The organism is Haloactinopolyspora sp. (genome assembly GCF_027324685.1).
Taxonomy (GTDB): domain Bacteria; phylum Actinomycetota; class Actinomycetes; order Jiangellales; family Jiangellaceae; genus Haloactinopolyspora.
In genome coordinates, this window is the sequence record NZ_DAHVSH010000071.1 from 1 (window position 1) to 17246 (window position 17246).

A 17246-nucleotide genomic window follows, 5' to 3' on the forward strand; every position below is an offset into this window, starting at 1 on the left:
GCGCTCGCGCACCGAGCCCAGTTGTTCGCGGACGCGATCCGGTGCCGTGCCGCCCTTGGCCGCGCGGGAGGCCAGTGCTCCCGGCACCGACAGCACCTGACGCACGGCCGGGGTCAGCTGCGGCGACACGGCCGCCAGATCGTCGTCGGACAGCTCGCTGAGCTCGATGCCGCGTCGTTCGCACACTCGCACCGCCGCACCGGCGATCTCGTGTGCTGAGCGGAACGGCACGCCTTGCCGGACGAGCCACTCGGCGACGTCGGTGGCCAGCGAGAATCCCTGCGGAGCGAGCTCCTCGAGGCGGGCAGTGTCGAACCGCAGGGTGGTGACCATCCCGGTGAACGCCGGCAACAAGACAGTCAGCGAGTCGACGGAGTCGAAGACCGGTTCCTTGTCCTCCTGCAGATCACGGTTGTAGGCCAACGGCAACGCCTTGAGGGTGGTCAGCAGGCCGGCCAGGTTGCCCACGAGCCGGCCGGCCTTGCCCCGGGCGAGCTCGGCCACGTCGGGGTTCTTCTTCTGCGGCATGATCGACGAGCCGGTGGCCCAGGCGTCGTCGAGCTCGACGAAGGAGAACTCCTTCGTCGCCCAGATGATCACCTCCTCGGCCAGCCGGGAGACATCCACACCGATCATCGCCAGAACAAAGGCCGCCTCGGCCACGAAATCGCGCGCCGCGGTCCCGTCGATCGAGTTCGCCACGGCCGACGAGAATCCCAACGTGGCCGCGACGTACTCCGGGTCCAACCCCAGCGATGACCCGGCCAGCGCACCAGATCCGTACGGCGACTCGTCGGCCCGCCGGTCCCAGTCCCGCAGCCGGTCGACGTCGCGCAACAGCGCCCACGCGTGCGCGAGCAGGTGATGAGACAGCAGGACCGGCTGGGCGTGCTGCAGATGGGTCCGCCCGGGCATGGCCACGCCGAGGTGCTGATCGGCGTGGCCGGCCAGCGCCTCGACCAGGTCCAGAACGTCAGCCGCGATCTCCCGCGCCGCCGAGCGCAGGTACATGCGGAACTGCGTGGCCACCTGGTCGTTGCGCGAGCGCCCGGCCCGCAGCTTGCCGCCCAGTTCGGCTCCGGCCCGTTCGATCAGCCCGCGCTCCAGTGCGGTGTGCACGTCCTCGTCCGCCTCGGCCGGCTGGAACGCACCCGAGGCGACGTCGGCGGCCAGCGTGTCGAGTGCGGCCAGCATGGCCCGCAGCTCGTCGTCGGAGAGCAACCCGGCCCGGTGCAGAACCTCGGCATGGGCTTGGGAACCGGCGATGTCGTAGGGCGCCAGCCGCCAGTCGAACTGGGTTGATTTGGACAGCGCTGCCAGCGCCGCCGACGGTCCGCCGTCGAAGCGCCCGCCCCACAGGCCGGTGTCGGACATGTTCCTCCTCTGTCTGGACTCTGCGAGATCATCGAACGACGCCGACCGCGGCGGTTCGCCGATGATCAGGCGGAGTCTTGCTGTGCCGTGTGTCCTTCGGCGAGGCCGAGGAACCATGTGGCGACGCGCTTGCCGCCGTCGGGATCGGTGGTGATCACCAGGACGGTGTCGTCACCGGCGATGGTGCCCAGGATGTCCGCGCGGGCGGCGTGATCGATCGCCGAGGCCAGGTACTGAGCAGCTCCCGGCGGAGTGCGCAGGACCACCAGGTTCGCCGACTCTCGCGCCGACACCAGGATCTCTTCGCACACCCGGACCAGCCGCGCGTCGACGGCGCCGGCCTCGGCAGCGCGCGGGGTGGTGTCCCCGCCCTCGCCGGGCAGCGCGTAGACCAGCCAGCCCTGCGCGTTGCGGATGCGCACCGCGCCGAGTTCGTCGAGATCGCGGGACAACGTGCCCTGAGTGACTTCGAGCCCGCTGTCAGCGAGCAGCTGGGCCAACTCGGTCTGCGACCGTACCGGTGTGGTGGCCAAGATCTCCGCGATGCGCTGGTGCCGGGCGGTGCGGGTGCTCGGCTGGGTCATCTCAGTCCTCCTCCCCGGGCGAGGATGCCTCCAGCAGCCACGTCAGCAGCGCCTTCTGTGCATGCAGGCGATTCTCCGCCTCGTCCCACACCGCGCTGGCCGGTCCGTCGATGACCTCGGCGGCGATCTCTTTACCGCGATAAGCCGGCAGGCAGTGCAGCACGATCGCCCCGGGCGCCGCAGCGTCGAGGGCTGCCGTGGTCAGGGCGAACGGAACGAACGGCGCCTCGCGACTGGCCTGCTCGTCCTCTTGGCCCATCGAGACCCAGGTGTCGGTGGCCAGCACGTCAGCACCGGCGAACGCGTCACCGGGATCGGTGACGTGCGCCACCGAGCCGCCCGTGGTCGCGGCGATCTTCGCAGCGCTGCTCATGATGTCGTCGTGCGGGGCATAGGCGCCCGGTGACGCGACCCGCACGTGCATCCCGGCGACGGCACCGGCCAGCAGATAGGAGTGCGCCATGTTGTTGGCGCCGTCCCCGGCGTACGTCAGCGTGACCCCGGCCAGGCCGCCGAGGCGCTCGCGGACGGTCTGCAGGTCGGCCAGCAGCTGGCACGGGTGAAACCGATCGGTCAGCGCGTTCACCACGGGAACCCGTGCTGTAGCGGCCATCTCCTCCAGGCGGGACTGCTCGAACGTACGCCACACGATGGCCGCGCACTGCCGATCGAGGACTCGCGCGGTGTCGCCGATGGGTTCTCCACGGCCCATCTGCGACGTCTGCGCATCGATGACCAGTGGATACCCGCCGAGTTCGGCCACGCCGACACTGAAGGACACTCGGGTGCGGGTGGAGTGCTTGTCGAAGATCACCGCGACCGCCTGCGGGCCGGCCAGCGGGCGCCGGGCATAGCGGTCGGCCTTCAACATGTCCGCGAGATCGAGAACGTCGCGCTGCTCGGCCGGCGAGAGATCGTCGTCGCGCAGGAAATGCCGGACCATCATGCCTCCACGTCGTTCGCGGCCGCATCGAGCACGGCGGGCAGCGCCGAGACGAACTCGTCGGCCTGCTCGGTGGTCAGGATCAGCGGCGGTGCCAGCCGGATCGTGTCGGGCGCCACGGCGTTGACGATGAAACCGGCCTGCAGCGCCGCCGTGGCGACGCCCTTCGCGCACGGCTCGGCCAGTTGGAGGCCTAGCAGGAGGCCGCGTCCCCGTACGCCGTGGACCAGTGGGTGCCCGAGGTTCAGGACTGCGGCGCGAAGGTGTGCGCCCACCGTTCGTACGTGGGTGATCAGATCGTCGCGTTCGATCACGTGCAGCACCGCCAGTCCGGCGGCCGCCGCGAGTGGATTGCCGCCGAACGTCGTGCCGTGCGATCCCGGCCCGAGCAGCTCTGCTGCCGCCCCGATGGCGATACAGGCTCCGATCGGCATCCCGCCGGCCAGCCCCTTGGCCACCGTGACCACGTCGGGCACGATGCCCTCGGCGTGGTAGCCGAACCAGTCGCCGGTACGGGCGACACCGGTCTGGATCTCGTCGATGACCAGCAGCGTCCCGGTTCTCGAGGTGATCTCGCGGGCCGCGGCGAGATAGCCGGGCGGTGCCGGCACAACCCCGGCCTCCCCCTGGATCGGTTCGAGCACCACCGCGGCGGTGTCGTCGTCGACGTTGCGTTCCAGCGCGTCGACGTCGCCGTACGGCACATGCACGACGTCGCCGGGCAGCGGCTCGAACGGTTCAGTGATCGCCGGCTTCCCGGTGAGCGCCAGCGCGCCCATCGTGCGCCCATGAAACCCGCCCTGGGCTGCGACCATCTTCCTCCGGCCGGTCCGGCGGGCGATCTTGAACGCCGCTTCGTTCGCTTCGGTACCGGAATTGGTGAAGAACACCCGGCCCGGCTCGCCGACGTCCAGAAGCTCGAGCAACCGCTCAGCCAGCGACACCTGCGGCACGCTGGCGAAGAAGTTCGAGATGTGCCCCAACGTGTCCGCCTGAGCGGTGATCGCCGAGACCAGCAGCGGATGGGCATGCCCGAGTGCATTGACCGCCAAGCCCCCGAGCAGATCGAGGTAGCGCCGGCCGTCGACGTCCCACACGTAACATCCCTCGCCGCGGACCAGGACCCGTTGCGGCGAGCCGAAGGTGTTCATCACCGCGTCGCTGTAGCGCTGCATCCACACGTGGCCGCTGTCCTCCGCCGGCGCAGCCAGCCCGGGCACCTGATCCACCATGCCGTCAGAAACCATGCCGTCAGACACCATGTCGCCAGACACCATGTCGCCGATCACGCTCCGTCCGTTGTCGGGATATCTGCTGATCGCGCGTCCGGGACCACCATGGTGCCGACGCCTTCGTCAGTGAAGACCTCGAGCAACAGCGAGTTGGGCACGCGTCCGTCGATCACCGTTGCCTCGGGCACCCCGCCGTCGACGGCACGCAGGCACGCCTGCATCTTCGGGACCATGCCGGCGGCCAGTGACGGCAGCAGGGCGGTCAACTCGCTGGCGGTGATCTCCTTGACGATCTCCGCGGGCTCGGACCCGTCCGGCGTCCAGTTCCGGTACAGCCCCTCCACGTCGGTGAGCACGACGAGCTTCTCCGCGCCCAGCTGGACGGCCAGGGCCGCGGCCGCAGTATCGGCGTTGACGTTGTGCACCACGCCCTCGGGGTCCGGCGCCACCGACGAGACGACCGGGATCCGGCCGGCCTCGATCAGGTCGCGGACCGCATCGGCGTTCACCTCGGCGACATCACCCACGAGGCCGATGTCCACCGATTCGCCGTCGACGATCGCCGCCTGTCGCCGAGCGGTGAACAGTCCCGCGTCCTCGCCGGACAGACCGACCGCGAACGGGCCGTGCGAGTTCATGATCCCGACGATCTCGCGTCCAACCTGCCCGACGAGCACCATCCGGACCACGTCCATCGCCTCCGGCGTGGTGACGCGCAACCCGCCGCGGAACTCGCTGGCGATGCCGAGCCGGTCGAGCATCGCCGAGATCTGCGGACCGCCGCCGTGAACGACCACAGGCATGATGCCGGCCAGGCGAAGGAACACGATGTCGTCGGCGAAGGCCTGCTTGAGTTCGTCGTCGACCATCGCGTTGCCGCCGTACTTGACGACGACGATCTTGCCGTGAAATCTCTTCAACCACGGCAGCGCTTCGACGAGTACGCCTGCTTTGGCCAGCGCGTTGGCTGGATCGGTCGTCGCGGTCATGTCGAATACGCCGAGTTCTCGTGTACGTAGTCGTGGGTGAGGTCGCTGGTCCGGATGGTCGCTTCGTGCCGGCCCGCGCCGAGGTCGATCTCGACGAGCACGTGCCGCCCCGACAAGTCGACCGCCGTCGCCGGCTCACCGTGGCGGGTACCGCCACCACGGCAGACCTCCACACCGTTCATCGCGATGTCGATCGCGTCCGGTTCGAACGTGGCCGACGTCGTGCCGACCGCCGCCAACACCCGGCCCCAGTTCGGATCGCCACCGAACACAGCGGCCTTGAACAGGTTGCTGCGGGCCACGGCACGCCCGACCGCCAACGCGTCCGCCTCGTCGGCAGCGCCCCGGACGACGATCTCGATGTCGTGGTGCGAGCCCTCGGCGTCGGTCCACAGCTGCCGCGCCAGGTCGTCGCAGACCGTCGTCACCGCTGCGGTGAGCTCGTCTCGGCCGGCCGTCACGCCGGACGTGCCGCTGGCCATCAGGATCACGGTGTCGTTGGTGGACATGCACCCGTCGGTGTCGAGCCGGTCGAAGCTCACCGCGGTCGCCGCACGCAGCGCCGCGTCCAGATCGGCCGCGTCGGCGACCGCGTCGGTGGTGATCACCACGAGCATCGTGGCCAACGCCGGTGCGAGCATGCCGGCCCCCTTGGCCATGCCGCCGACCACCCAGCCGTCGCCGGTGGCCACCGCCTCCTTGGCCACGGTGTCGGTGGTCATGATGGCCTCGGCCGCCACCGCGCCGCCTGTCGCCGACAACTGTTCGGCCGCGGCCTTGATACCGGCCTCCAGCAGACCTCGATCCAGTGGTTGGCCGATCAGCCCCGTCGAGCACACAGCGACGTCGAACGCGGCGCCGCCGACGAGCTCGGCGACCAGCTCGGCGCTGGCATGCGTGGTCTGGAAGCCCTCGGGGCCGTTGTAGCAATTGGCGCCCCCGGAGTTCAGCACGACCGCTGACAGCTGGCCGTCGGCGATGGTCCGTTCGCTCCACAGCACCGGGTTCGCCTTGCAGCGGTTGGACGTGAACACCGCGGCGGCGTCGCGGCGAGGCCCGTCGTTGACGACGAGCGCGACATCGGGTTTGCCGCTGGGTTTGAGGCCGGCGGTGACACCCGCGGCCCGGAACCCCGCGGCTGCGGTGACGGACATGATGATTCGCTCCCCACTGTGAGCTCGGCGGATCCTACGACTGATCGACGACGACGTGGCCGCGTCGTCGCAGTGCTTCCTTCGCCGCTCCGCTGCGGCCGGCGGGGACGAGGATCCAGTCGGTGTCGTGAGTCGAGAGGGTGAACACGCTGATCTCGGCCTCGGCCAGCGGCTGCAGCAGCCCCGCGAGGACTCCGGTCAGCGTGAAGTCGAGCGGACCGGCGACGGAGAAGGACGTGAACGGTCCCTCGTGCGGCACACCGCTGGGCACGGCACTCGCCGCGCAGACGAGGCTCGTCTCGTCCGCGGTGTAGGTGAGCGAGACGATCGGTGCGGGATGGGTGGTGGCCCAATCCGGCGCTTCGGCCCCGGCCGGCAACCGGCACACGGCGAGGTCGCCTGGATGCTCGTGCAGCGTGCGAGCGCTCACGGAGCCACCCCTGAGGTCGACAGTCCCCGCGTCTCGGACAGCCCCAGCGCGATGTTGGCCGACTGCACGGCCGCGCCCGCGGTGCCTTTGGTCAAGTTGTCGATCGCGACCACCGCGACCACTCGCCCGGCACGCTCGTCCACCGCGACCTGGACGTGCGCGGTGTTGGCGCCGAGGACGGCGGCGGTGGTCGGCCATTGCCCCTCGGCCAGCAGGTGCACGAACGGCTCGTCGGCGTACGCGTGCAGCCATGCCTCTCGCGCCGTGGCGGCCTCGCCGGTCAGTTTGGCGGTGACGGTGGCCAGGATCCCCCGGCTCATCGGGACGAGGGTCGGCGTGAACGACAGGCTGACCGGTGCGCCTGCGGCAGCGGCGAGATTCTGCTCGATCTCGGGGATGTGACGGTGCACACCGCCGACGGCGTACGGGCTGGCGGCACCGAGGATCTCACTGGCCAGCAGGTGCGGCTTCAACGACTTGCCAGCGCCGGATGGCCCGCAGGCCAGCACTGCCACGATGTCGTCGGGCGCCACGACACCGGCCGCCAGCCCTGGCGCGAGGGCCAAGCTGACCGCGGTGACGTTGCATCCGGGCACGGCGACGCGACGCGCGTTTCGCAGAGCCTCCCGCTGGCGGGTGCCGTCGGCGCGGATCAACTCCGGCAGGCCGTAGGGCCACGACCCCGCGTGTTCGCTGCCGTAGAACGCCGTCCAGGCGTCGGCGTCGATCAGACGGTGGTCCGCGCCGCAGTCGAGGACGAGTACATCGTCGGGCAACTGTGCCGCGATCGGTCCGGATGCACCGTGCGGCAGCGCCAGCACGACGACGTCGTGGCCGGCCAGCGCTGCGGCGGTGGTCGGTTCGAAGACCCGGTCGGCCAACTCCACCAGATGGGGGTGCTGCTCGATCACCCGCGCACCGGCGTTCGTGTGAGCCGTGACCGTGCCCACCTCGACGTCGGGATGCGCGAGGAGCAGTCGTAGAACTTCGCCACCGGCATATCCGCTCGCGCCTGCGACGGCCGCTGTCACACCCATAGGCATGATTATGTCGCTCACAGAAAGTTCATGCAAACCATAGATCTGTGTGCCCCGGCTCAGGCGCCGAAAAAACCGATGCGCCTCGTGCGCCGCGCGGGCACGATGATGCCCATGTCCACGCCACCCCCGGCGGCCGGGAGCCGTCTTCCGTGGGACCGGCTGCCCGCCCACGTCCAGGACGCTATCGAACAGCGCCTGGGCGCACCGGTCGTGCGTGCGACGAATCAGTCCGGCGGCTTCTCCCCCGGCGTCGCGGCACGGGTCACCTGCGCCGACGGCAGCCGGGCGTTCGTCAAGGCCGTCGGGACCGAGCTGAACGACCGATCCCCCGACATTCACCGCGCCGAAGCGCGGATCACGGCGCAACTGCCGCGCAGAGCGCCGGTTCCCCGGTTGCGTGCGACCTACGACGACGGCGTCTGGGTCGCGCTGATCTTCGACGAGATCGATGGCCGGATGCCGGCGGAACCGTGGCGCCGCGACGAGCTCGATCGTGTCCTCACCGCCGTCACCGAACTGTCCCGCACGCTCACGCCGTGCCCGATCTCCGGTGCGCCGAACGCGCGCGAATCGATCGCGAAGGAGTTCCTGCACGGGTACCGGCAGCTGCTTGAACAGGCGCCGGACGACCTCGACCCGTGGGAGCAACGGCACCTGCCCGATCTGGCCGAGCTCGGCGAGGCAGCGCTGGACCACGTCGACGGCAACACGCTCGTCCACTTCGACCTGCGCGCGGACAACATCCTGCTCGACGGCGACCGCGTGTGGTTCGTCGACTGGCCGTGGGCCTTCGCGGGCGCACCGTGGATCGACTCGCTGATGCTCGTCAAGAACGCCGTCTTCCACGGTCACGATCCTGAGCCCATCGTCGACCGGCATCCGCTGCTCGCCACCGTCGAGCCCGCCGTCATCACCGGATTCGTCGCAGGCATGGCCGGGTTCTTCGCCCTGGCCTGCCGCCGGCCGGCTCCGCCGGGCCTACCGACGCTTCGCGAATTCCAACGCGCTCAACACCGGACCACGCTGGCTTGGCTGCGCCGCCGGCTCGACTGGGGTTGATCGGGCGGCCTGCGTCGCCCACGTAGGCTGCTGGGGTGACGGCTGCCCGGAGGATTACACCCGCACACCGTCGTCATCAGATCTTGGCGTTGACCGCCATCGTCATGATCGGGCTCAACCTGCGACCGGCCGCCAACGCCATGGGTGCCGTGATACCCGAGGTCCGGGCCGATCTCGGCCTGTCGGCCACGGCAGCCGGCGTCCTCAACGGGCTACCCGGGCTGTGCTTCGTGATCTTCGGGCTCACCGCCCCCGCGGTGGGTTCGCGTCTCGGCGCGCACCGCACCGTGGTCGCGGCGTTGGTGGTCATGGTGGCCGGCCAGTTGGCGCGGGTCGTCTTCCCGGGCGTCGTCGCGGTCTTCCTCGGCAGCGTCGTGGCCCTGGCCGGCATGGCGATGGGCAACATCTTGCTGCCGGGGCTGGTTCGCATTCACTTCCCCCGCCGGGTCGCGGCCGTCACGTCGCTGTACACGACCTGCATGCTCGTCGGCGCCGCCGCGGCCTCGGGCCTGACGGTGCCGATCGGGAACGGACTCGACGGCGGCTGGCGCGCCGGAGTAGGGAGCTGGGCGATCCTGGCCTGCGCCGCGCTCATCCCCTGGATCGCCTTGATCGTCACCGACCGGGTCAACGCCGGTGAGCAGCAGGTTCACGGGGGTCCGCGGATCCGGCTGCGCGCACTGCTGCGCAATCCGGTCGCATGGTCGATGGCGATGTTCTTCGGGACTCAGTCGATGCAGGCCTACGTCGTGACCGGTTGGTTGTCGCAGATCCTGGTCGACGCCGGCGTGGACTTGCCCGCTGCAGGAAGCGCCGTGGCGGTGTTCGTCGTGGCCGGCATACCAGTCGCCGCGCTCATGCCGATCCTCGCGCGCCGACAGTCCCGGTTGCCGCTCCTGGTCGGCTCCCTGGCCATCAGCTACGTCGTCGGCTATGTGGGGCTGCTCATGTGGCCCGCGCAGGGCTTGTGGGTCTGGCCGGCGTTCATCGGAGCAGGCGGCGGCGCTTTCGCCTTGTCGTTGCTGATGGTGACGTTGCGAGCGCGCACCATCTCCGGCCTGACCGCGCTGTCGGCGTTCGGGCAGAGCGGCGGATACGTCTCGGCGACCCTGGGACCGTTCGTCTTCGGGCTCTTGCACGACCTGAGCGGCGGCTGGACCGTGCCCATCATGATGATGATCGTCGTCGCCCTCGCGATGATCGTCGCCGGCTTCTTGATCGCGCGTCCGCAATCCGTCGAAGACCACCTACCTCGTGGGTCCAAATGATCATGTTCACTTGGTGATTCCCTGCCGCACCACCCATACACGCCTCGTGGTGCAGCACGAAGCCTCGTGGTGCTCGACACCACCCCGCCGCACGCGGCGATCGTGCGGTCCGAGCACCGCGCTGGGCGGCACCGGGGGCGCTCGGGGCCGCTGACGCCCCGCACGCGGTGCACCCCTAGGACTTCTGCTGCATCAACAGGCGTGCACGGGTGGTGGACCAGGCGAATACCTAGTGAACATGATCATTTGAAAGCATCGAGGCTCAAGGGAGGGGGTCGTCGGGGCCGTACGGGATCAGCCCCAGGACCCGCGCTCCCCCATCCACGATCTCGGTGCGCTTGTCGAGCAGAGACTCGACGGTGTCGGTGCCCGCCCGAACGTACCGCCCGGCCAGCTCGTCGAGGCGGCCGGCACTGATCGCCGCCACCATCTCGACCACCGCCTCGGGCGGCGTCCACGTCGTGCGCCCCTCGTGCATCGGCATCGCGGTGGTCATCTCGGTACGCACGTGCCCCGGCGCCACGTCGAAGGCGTAAATGCCCTCGTCACGGTACTGCGCGTCGATCAGGGTGGTCAGTCGCGCCAGGGCGCCCTTGCTGATGCCGTACCCCGTGTAGGCCTGCGTCGCCTTGTACCCCGATCCGCTGTTGATGTTCACGATGCGTCCGCCGCCACCGGCCAGCATCACCGGGAGAACGGCATGACTGACCAGGACGGGTCCGCGCACGTTCACCTCGACCACCCGCCAGGTGTCCTCGACGTCGGTGTCGAGGAAGGCCCGCTCCACCGGCTCGATCACGCCGGCGTTGTTCACCAGCAAGTCGATGCGGTCGAGACTGCCGACGACGGCGTCGACGGCGCGGGCCACGTCGTCGCGGTCGGTCACGTCGGCGCTGACGCCGACCGCCACGACGTCGTGGCTCCGGCATTGCGCGACTACGGCGTCGAGCCGTTGCTGATCACGGGCCAGCAAGCCCACGCTCACGCCGCGCTGGGCCAGGCCGATCGCCAGTTCTCGGCCGATGCCGCGGCTGGCGCCGGTGATCAGAGCCGTGTGCCCGGCCGGCTGAGGCATCAACTACCCCGCAGGACCGCGCCGGTACGCTCGGCCGCTGCCGCGACCGCCGCGTCTCGCGCTGCCGACGCCTCTTCTGCGGTCAACGTGCGATCGGGTGCGCGGAACCGCAGCGCGTACGCCAGCGACCGCCGTCCCTCCCCGATCTGGGCGCCGGTGTACACGTCGAACAGCCGCACCGACTCGAGCAGCTCACCGGCGCCGGCGCGCAGCGCCGCTTCGACCTCGGCGGCCGGCACCGCGGCGTCGACGACGAGCGCGACGTCCTGGGTGGCCACCGGGTACGTGGACACCGACGGCGCCGGGACCGGCTCGTCCACGCCGCGGGCGACACTGCCCAACAGGTCGAGATCCATCTCCATCGCCACGGTGCGCGGCGGCAGGCCCAAGGCGGCCACGACGCGCGGATGCAGCTCGCCTGCGTGGCCAACGAGCAGGTCGCCGACGAACAATGCAGCGCAGCGGCCCGGATGCCACGGCGCGTGGTCATCACTTCGGACCTGCACCTCCACGCCGGCGGCCCGCGCCACCACGCGCCCGGCCTCCACGGCATCGGCCCAGACGACCGGCCGCGCCGGGCCCCACCAGCCCTGGGGTTCACGGTCGCCGCACAGCGCCACGGCGAGACGATGCGGCTGCGCCGGAATGGCGGCCTCGAGTTCGGCCAGTTCGGCGTCCGTGGGCCGCCGGTCGACCGGCAACCTCGGCGCCGCCGGCCGCACGCCTGGCTCCGGCCGGAAGACGAGGCCGGACTCGAACACCGCCACATCGGGTGCTCCCCGGCTCACGTTGCGACGCAACGTCGCGAGCAGTCCGGGCAGCAGGGTGGTACGCAGCAGCGGCTGTTCCTCGGAGATCGGATTCGCCAGTCGCAGCGCCTGCCGGCGAGCATCGTCGGCCGGCAGCCCGAGGGCGTCGAAGTCGGACTCGCCCACGAAGGGATAGGCCGGGGCTTCGATGTAGCCCGCCGAGGCCACGGCGCGCTCGATCCGCCGCCGTAGTCGCTGCGCCGGAGTGATGCCCCGGCCCGCGGGCGCGGCGGGCAGCACCGACGGGATGGCGTCGTAGCCGTTGAGCCGCGCCACCTCCTCCACGAGGTCGAACGGGTCGGTGAGGTCCGGGCGCCAGGTCGGTGCGACCACGCTGATCCGCTCGGCGTCCACGGTCTGCACCTGGGCGCCGACCGCCGTCAGCGCGCCGGTCACAGCGTCGACGGAGTAGTCGACCCCGGCGATGCGCCCGGGCAGGGCGACGTCGATCTCGATCGGCTCGGCCCGTGGCGGGCGCCCGGTGACCGTGACACCCGGCTGTGCCGTCGCGCCGCCGAGCTCGACCAGCAACTCGGCCACACGCCGGGCGGCGGCCATCGGCAGCGCAGGATCGACGCCCCGCTCGAACCGCTTGGACGCTTCGCTGGGCAGCTTGTGCCGCCGCGCGGTGCGTGCGATGCCGGTGGCCTCGAAGTGTGCCGCCTCGATGACCACCGACGTGGTGGTGTCGCTGAGTTCGGTGGTGCCCCCGCCCATGACCCCGGCCAGACCGATCGGACCGGAGTCGTCGGTGATCAGCAGGTCGTCGGCATCGAGGGTGCGCACGACCCCGTCGAGCGTGGTGAGCTTCTCGCCCTCCTCGGCGCGCCGCACCACGATCGGGCCGGACAAGGCCTCGGCGTCGTAACCGTGGATCGGCTGCCCGAGCTCGAGCATGACGTAGTTCGTGACGTCGACGGCCAGGGAGATCGGCCGCATGCCGGCCAGCTGGACCCGCCGCTGCAGCCACCGCGGGCTCGGCGCTGTGGGGTCGAATCCCGTCACCGTGCGGGCGACGAAGACCGGGCAGCGGTGCGGGTCGTCGACACGCACGGGGTAACCGCTGGTGGACGGCTCGGCGGCCTCGCCCGCCTCAGCACCGGCCGGATCGCGGAAAGCCACACCGAACGCCGTCGCGGCCTCGCGGGCGACCCCGCGGATGGACAGGCAGTACCCGCGGTCGGGTGTCACGGCGATGTCGAGCACGTCGTCGCGCAAGTGCAGCACCGCTGCGGCGTCGTCGCCGGGCTCGCCGGCGCCGGGCTCGAGTACGAGAATGCCGGTGTGGTCATCGCCCAGGCCCAACTCTCGGGCCGAGCAGATCATGCCGTCGGACACGTGCCCGTAGGTCTTACGCGCCGAGATCGCGAAGCCGCCGGGCAACACCGCCCCCGGAAGCGAGACGATGACGAGGTCGCCGACAGCGAAGTTCAGCGCGCCGCACACGATCCCTCGCGAGGGGGCGGAGACGCCCTCGTCGGTGCGATCGGCGTTGTGCTCGGGGCCGACGTCGACCGAGCACCAGCGCACGGTCTTGCCGTTGGAGTGGGTCTCCTCGGTGAAGTCGAGCACCCGCCCGACGACGACCGGACCGGTCACGTCGGCGCCGGCCTCGTCGACCGTCTCGACCTCCAACCCGGCACGGATCAGCCGCGCGGCGGCCTCACGGCCGGTGACGTCGGGCGCGAGGTCGGCGTACTCGCGCAGCCAGGACATGGGGACGCGCATCAGATCTCCATCCCGAACGCAGCAGCGAACCTGACGTCGCCTTCGACCATGTCGCGCATGTCCTCGATGCCGTGCCGGAACATCAGCGTGCGCTCGAGGCCCATACCGAACGCGAACCCGGTGTAGCGCTGCGGGTCCACGCCGCATGCGATCAGCACGCGGGGATTGACCATGCCGCAGCCGCCCCACTCGATCCAGCCTTCGGAACTGCAGGTCCGGCACGGACGATCCGGGTTGCCGACCGAATCGCCGCGACAGACGAAGCACAGCAGATCCATCTCGGCGCTGGGCTCGGTGAACGGGAAGTACGACGGACGCAGCCTCGTCGTCATCCCGGCACCGAACATCGCCTCGGCGAAGTGATCGAGCGTGCCCTTCAGGTGCGCCATGGTGAGCCCTTCGTCGACGGCGAGGCCCTCGACTTGGCTGAACACCGGCGTGTGGGTGGCATCGAGCTCGTCGGTGCGGAAGGTGCGCCCTGGACAGACGATGTAGATCGGCGGTGACCGGTCGAGCATGGTGCGCGCCTGCACCGGCGATGTATGGGTGCGCAGCACCAGTCCGGACGGTTCGGGCCCGTCGCTGTCGATGAAGAACGTGTCCTGCATCGTCCGGGCGGGGTGGTCCGGGCCGATGTTCAACGCGTCGAAGTTCAACCACTCCGCCTCGGCCTCCGGGCCTTCGGCGACCTCCCAGCCCATGGCGACGAACACGTCACCGACCCGCTCCTGGATCGTGGTCAGTGGATGCCGCGCGCCGACCGGCGCACGGTCCCACGGCAGCGTGACGTCGACGGCTTCCTCGACCAACACCCGCGCGTCGCGCTCGGCTTCGAGGGCCTCTTGCCGCTTGGCGATGGCTTCGGCGACCTCGCGCCGCGCCGCGCCGACGCGCTGCCCTGCGTCCTTGCGCGCCTGTGGGGGAAGCGCGCCGATCTCGCGGTTGGCCAGGGCCAGCGGCGAGCGGTCGCCGGCATGGGCGAGCCGGGCTGCTTTCAGTTCGTCGAGATCGGTCGCGGCCGCGATGGCCGCCAGGGCCTCGCGCACCATGCGAGCCAGCTCGTCCGGGTGCAGACTACTCGTTCGGACCGGATCGAAATCGCTGTTCGGCGCGGACATCTTCCTCGCAACTCACCTATATCTCACCCGCCGGGTACGGGTTCAGGAACAACCCCGCGAGTCTACGGCGCTCCCCCGGCTCGTCGCCCACGGGATCCACGAGCTCGTCCTCAGCGGGCAGAGGTTCGCGCCCGCATCGGGCTGAGGTCCGTGGCCGGCATGATGATCTCAGTCGTCCTGGCCCGCCAGGTGGGCCGGGATGCCGCCCGTGGCGATCGGGCTCCAACGCTGCGGGGTCAGCCGGATCAGCGACTTGGCCCGCCGCACCATCGCCTCGCGGTATTCGTCCCAGTCCGGATGTTCGCCGGCGACGTTGCGGTAGTACTCCACCAGCGGCTCGACCGCCAGCGGCGAATCGACGACCTCCGCCGCCCCATCGACCTGGACCCACGCCCCGGTGAACTCGTCGGACAGCACGACCATGCTGGCGCGCGGTGTCCGGCGGATGTTCACCGCCTTCGCGCGATCAGGGTAGGTCGACACGACGATGCGCCCGGAGTCGTCGACACCGCATGTCACCGGTGAGGCCTGCGGTGACCCGTCGCCGCGGAAGGTCAGCAGGATGCCGTGGTGGCGAGGCCGGACGAATTCCAACAGCCCCTCGAGATCGACGGTCGTGGTGGTGGCAATCGTGGGCATCGGACCAGCGTAATGCCAGCCGTCTCGCCGGGGCGCGGTGTCGCCTGGCGCGGAGCGGGTGCCGACGCCGACCGGCGGGTACTGAGAATCTGAGTATGGATTTGCAGATCGTGCTTCCCGACGAGTCGCCGGCCGTGGACGCCCAGCGGGTGATCGATCTCGGCGTCGAAGCCGAACGCCTCGGTTACGAGACCGCATGGCTGCCCGACCACCTCTTGCCGCCACGCGACTACGGCGAGACGTACGGCGGCGTGTACGAGCCACTGGTCACCTTGACCTACCTGGCGGCGCGGACCAGCCGGATCCGGCTGGGCACCTCGGTGCTCGTCCTGCCGATGCGCAGCCCGTTCGTCGTCGCCAAGCAGGCCGCCACGCTGCACGAGCTGTCGGGTGCACGGTTCGTCCTCGGGGTCGGCATCGGGTGGGACCGTACCGAGTTCGAGTCCGTGGACGCCGACTTCACCACCCGGGGTGCCCGCACCGACGAGGCGATCGCGCTGCTGCGGCATCTGTGGACCAGCCGCGAGCCGTTTCAGGGGACCCACTACGGCTACGACCAGGGCGTGTTCGAGCCGCAGCCCCGGGGACACCTGCGGATCATGGTCGGTGGAACCTCTGACCGGGCCGTGGCGCGGGCCGCGGCGCTGGCCGACGAGTGGCAGGGGGTCGGTGTGGAGCCGGCGACGTTCGCCGAGGTGGCAGCACGGCTGCGCAACCGAGCACAGCGGCCGCTGCGGCTGGGCACGAGAATCGCGTGGAGCGGCGGTGCTGACGAGCTCACGCAGGTGATCGACCAGGCGCACCGGTTCGCCGATGCCGGCGCGGACGCGCTGGCCGTGTGGTTCGGGCCGGCGGAGGGCACCGAGGAACGGATGGCGGAGTTCGCCGCACGCATGCGGGGCTGACCGCTTGCCGGCTCGGGCCGCGGCGGTCACCCGGTGCGTTGGCCCGCGTGCACGCGGGCCGAGGCGTACAGGCACACCGCCGCCGCGGTCGCCAGGTTCAGGCTCTCGGCCCGGCCGTAGATGGGGACCCGGACGACGTGGTCGGCGAGGGTTCGCACGGCCTCGGGCAACCCGCGCGCTTCGTTGCCGAACAGCCACGCCGTCGGCCTGGCCAGGAGACCGGCGTGCTCGGCTTCGTCCAGGTCGAGGGCGCCGACGCCGTCGGCGGCCAGCACGCTCAGTCCACGCCCGCGCAGCAGGGCGACGGTGTCGTCGACGGTGGTGCCCGCGCCGATCGGTAGGTGGAACACGCTGCCGGCCGAGGCCCGGACCGCCTTGCCGCTGTGCACGTCAGCCGATCCGCGCGTCACGAGCACCGCATCGGCGCCCGCGGCGTCGGCGCAGCGGATCACGGTGCCGACGTTTCCAGGATCTTGGGCTTCCACGAGTACCACGATCAACGACGGTGTGTCCGGGAGTGCCGTCTCGGCGTCGACGACCACGGGCCGACACACCGCGACCAAGCCCTGCGGCGTCACCGTCTCGGACAGGGCGGCCAGGGCGTCGTCGTCAGCGACCGACACCGTGATCCCGGCTGCCTGTGCTGCCGCGATGATCGGGGCGTGCCGATCTCGGGCCGAGGTGGTCGCGAAGACCTCGACGACACCAGCTCGACCCGTGGCGACGGCCTCGCGAACAGCCTGCGCCCCTTCGGCCAGAAATAGCGCGGCCTTCTCGCGCCCGGCTCTGCGGGTGAGTTTGCGCGCTTCGCGGATGCGACCGGACTTCGCGGTCAGCACACCTGCCGCCCTTGGTCCGGGCCGGCGGCGTTCGTCACGGCGGCGTTCGTCACGGCAGAC

Annotated in this window: 16 protein-coding genes; 3 read left to right on the forward strand and 13 right to left on the reverse strand. The window is 70.6% G+C overall.

Annotated elements, in window-relative coordinates; translation table 11 throughout:
• The 8 genes from argH to argC all read right to left on the reverse strand — a co-directional run.
• Window positions 1–1374: argininosuccinate lyase (gene argH / locus M6444_RS07950; protein ID WP_298325266.1), on the reverse strand; the 1374-nt coding region annotated here is incomplete at its 3' end.
• A gap of 65 nt (window positions 1375–1439) precedes the next feature.
• Window positions 1440–1958 carry an arginine repressor gene (locus M6444_RS07955; protein WP_298325268.1) on the reverse strand — a complete coding sequence of 173 codons (519 nt, stop codon included), beginning with the start codon at window positions 1956–1958 and terminating at the stop codon, window positions 1440–1442.
• A gap of 1 nt (window position 1959) precedes the next feature.
• Window positions 1960–2901 (reverse strand): ornithine carbamoyltransferase, encoded by a 942-nt coding sequence (gene argF / locus M6444_RS07960; protein WP_363326281.1) that lies wholly within the window; start codon window positions 2899–2901, stop codon window positions 1960–1962.
• Window positions 2901–4076 (reverse strand): acetylornithine transaminase, encoded by a 1176-nt coding sequence (locus tag M6444_RS07965; RefSeq protein ID WP_363326282.1) that lies wholly within the window; start codon window positions 4074–4076, stop codon window positions 2901–2903. The genes argF and M6444_RS07965 overlap by 1 nt, the downstream gene beginning before the upstream one ends.
• Before the next feature lie 110 nt (window positions 4077–4186).
• Entirely contained in the window at window positions 4187–5122 is a 936-nt protein-coding gene (gene argB, locus M6444_RS07970) for an acetylglutamate kinase (RefSeq protein WP_298325274.1), read from the reverse strand.
• Complete coding sequence (argJ, locus tag M6444_RS07975; RefSeq protein ID WP_298325276.1) at window positions 5119–6276, reverse strand: bifunctional glutamate N-acetyltransferase/amino-acid acetyltransferase ArgJ; 1158 nt, start codon at window positions 6274–6276, stop codon at window positions 5119–5121. Before argJ ends, argB begins: the two co-directional genes overlap by 4 nt.
• Before the next feature lie 34 nt (window positions 6277–6310).
• A complete protein-coding gene (locus tag M6444_RS07980; RefSeq protein WP_298325278.1) occupies window positions 6311–6706 on the reverse strand; it encodes an ACT domain-containing protein in 396 nt (131 codons plus the stop codon).
• Entirely contained in the window at window positions 6703–7749 is a 1047-nt protein-coding gene (gene argC / locus M6444_RS07985; protein WP_363326280.1) for an N-acetyl-gamma-glutamyl-phosphate reductase, read from the reverse strand. The genes M6444_RS07980 and argC overlap by 4 nt, the downstream gene beginning before the upstream one ends.
• A 108-nt stretch (window positions 7750–7857) precedes the next feature.
• Between argC and M6444_RS07990 the strand changes: the two genes are divergently transcribed.
• Both M6444_RS07990 and M6444_RS07995 read left to right on the forward strand, forming a co-directional pair.
• Window positions 7858–8805, forward strand: coding sequence for a phosphotransferase (locus M6444_RS07990; RefSeq protein WP_298325284.1), 948 nt, complete (start codon window positions 7858–7860; stop codon window positions 8803–8805).
• An 89-nt stretch (window positions 8806–8894) separates the two neighbouring features.
• Window positions 8895–10073, forward strand: coding sequence for an MFS transporter (locus tag M6444_RS07995; RefSeq protein WP_298325287.1), 1179 nt, complete (start codon window positions 8895–8897; stop codon window positions 10071–10073).
• 262 nt (window positions 10074–10335) lie between these two features.
• Here M6444_RS07995 and M6444_RS08000 read toward each other — a convergent pair whose 3' ends face one another.
• From M6444_RS08000 to M6444_RS08015, 4 genes are all read right to left on the reverse strand, one after another.
• Entirely contained in the window at window positions 10336–11148 is an 813-nt protein-coding gene (locus M6444_RS08000) for an SDR family oxidoreductase (RefSeq protein WP_298325290.1), read from the reverse strand.
• Window positions 11148–13685, reverse strand: a complete 2538-nt coding sequence (pheT, locus tag M6444_RS08005; protein WP_298325292.1) for a phenylalanine--tRNA ligase subunit beta — start codon at window positions 13683–13685, stop codon at window positions 11148–11150. Before pheT ends, M6444_RS08000 begins: the two co-directional genes overlap by 1 nt.
• The gene (gene pheS / locus M6444_RS08010) at window positions 13685–14803 is read right to left on the reverse strand and encodes a phenylalanine--tRNA ligase subunit alpha (protein ID WP_298325294.1); all 1119 of its coding nucleotides are present in this window, start codon (window positions 14801–14803) and stop codon (window positions 13685–13687) included. The genes pheT and pheS overlap by 1 nt, the downstream gene beginning before the upstream one ends.
• A 168-nt stretch (window positions 14804–14971) precedes the next feature.
• Window positions 14972–15442: a PPOX class F420-dependent oxidoreductase gene (locus tag M6444_RS08015; protein WP_298325296.1), complete on the reverse strand. Its 471-nt coding sequence runs from the start codon at window positions 15440–15442 to the stop codon at window positions 14972–14974.
• A gap of 95 nt (window positions 15443–15537) precedes the next feature.
• Between M6444_RS08015 and M6444_RS08020 the strand changes: the two genes are divergently transcribed.
• Window positions 15538–16347 (forward strand): TIGR03619 family F420-dependent LLM class oxidoreductase, encoded by an 810-nt coding sequence (locus M6444_RS08020; protein ID WP_298325299.1) that lies wholly within the window; start codon window positions 15538–15540, stop codon window positions 16345–16347.
• A gap of 26 nt (window positions 16348–16373) precedes the next feature.
• Here M6444_RS08020 and M6444_RS08025 read toward each other — a convergent pair whose 3' ends face one another.
• Window positions 16374–17186, reverse strand: a complete 813-nt coding sequence (locus tag M6444_RS08025; protein WP_298325301.1) for an RNA methyltransferase — start codon at window positions 17184–17186, stop codon at window positions 16374–16376.
• Window positions 17187–17246: the final 60 nt, after the last annotated feature.

Coding starts and splice junctions, on each gene's coding strand:
- argC (WP_363326280.1), bottom strand. CDS start 7,749: ATGCCTATGGGTGTGACAGCGGCCGTCGCAGGCGCGAGCGGATATGCC.
- M6444_RS08020 (WP_298325299.1), top strand. CDS start 15,538: ATGGATTTGCAGATCGTGCTTCCCGACGAGTCGCCGGCCGTGGACGCC.
- argJ (WP_298325276.1), bottom strand. CDS start 6,276: ATGTCCGTCACCGCAGCCGCGGGGTTCCGGGCCGCGGGTGTCACCGCC.
- M6444_RS07955 (WP_298325268.1), bottom strand. CDS start 1,958: ATGACCCAGCCGAGCACCCGCACCGCCCGGCACCAGCGCATCGCGGAG.
- argF (WP_363326281.1), bottom strand. CDS start 2,901: ATGGTCCGGCATTTCCTGCGCGACGACGATCTCTCGCCGGCCGAGCAG.
- pheT (WP_298325292.1), bottom strand. CDS start 13,685: ATGCGCGTCCCCATGTCCTGGCTGCGCGAGTACGCCGACCTCGCGCCC.
- M6444_RS08000 (WP_298325290.1), bottom strand. CDS start 11,148: ATGCCTCAGCCGGCCGGGCACACGGCTCTGATCACCGGCGCCAGCCGC.
- argB (WP_298325274.1), bottom strand. CDS start 5,122: ATGACCGCGACGACCGATCCAGCCAACGCGCTGGCCAAAGCAGGCGTA.
- M6444_RS08015 (WP_298325296.1), bottom strand. CDS start 15,442: ATGCCCACGATTGCCACCACCACGACCGTCGATCTCGAGGGGCTGTTG.
- M6444_RS07990 (WP_298325284.1), top strand. CDS start 7,858: ATGTCCACGCCACCCCCGGCGGCCGGGAGCCGTCTTCCGTGGGACCGG.
- M6444_RS07965 (WP_363326282.1), bottom strand. CDS start 4,076: ATGCAGCGCTACAGCGACGCGGTGATGAACACCTTCGGCTCGCCGCAA.
- pheS (WP_298325294.1), bottom strand. CDS start 14,803: ATGTCCGCGCCGAACAGCGATTTCGATCCGGTCCGAACGAGTAGTCTG.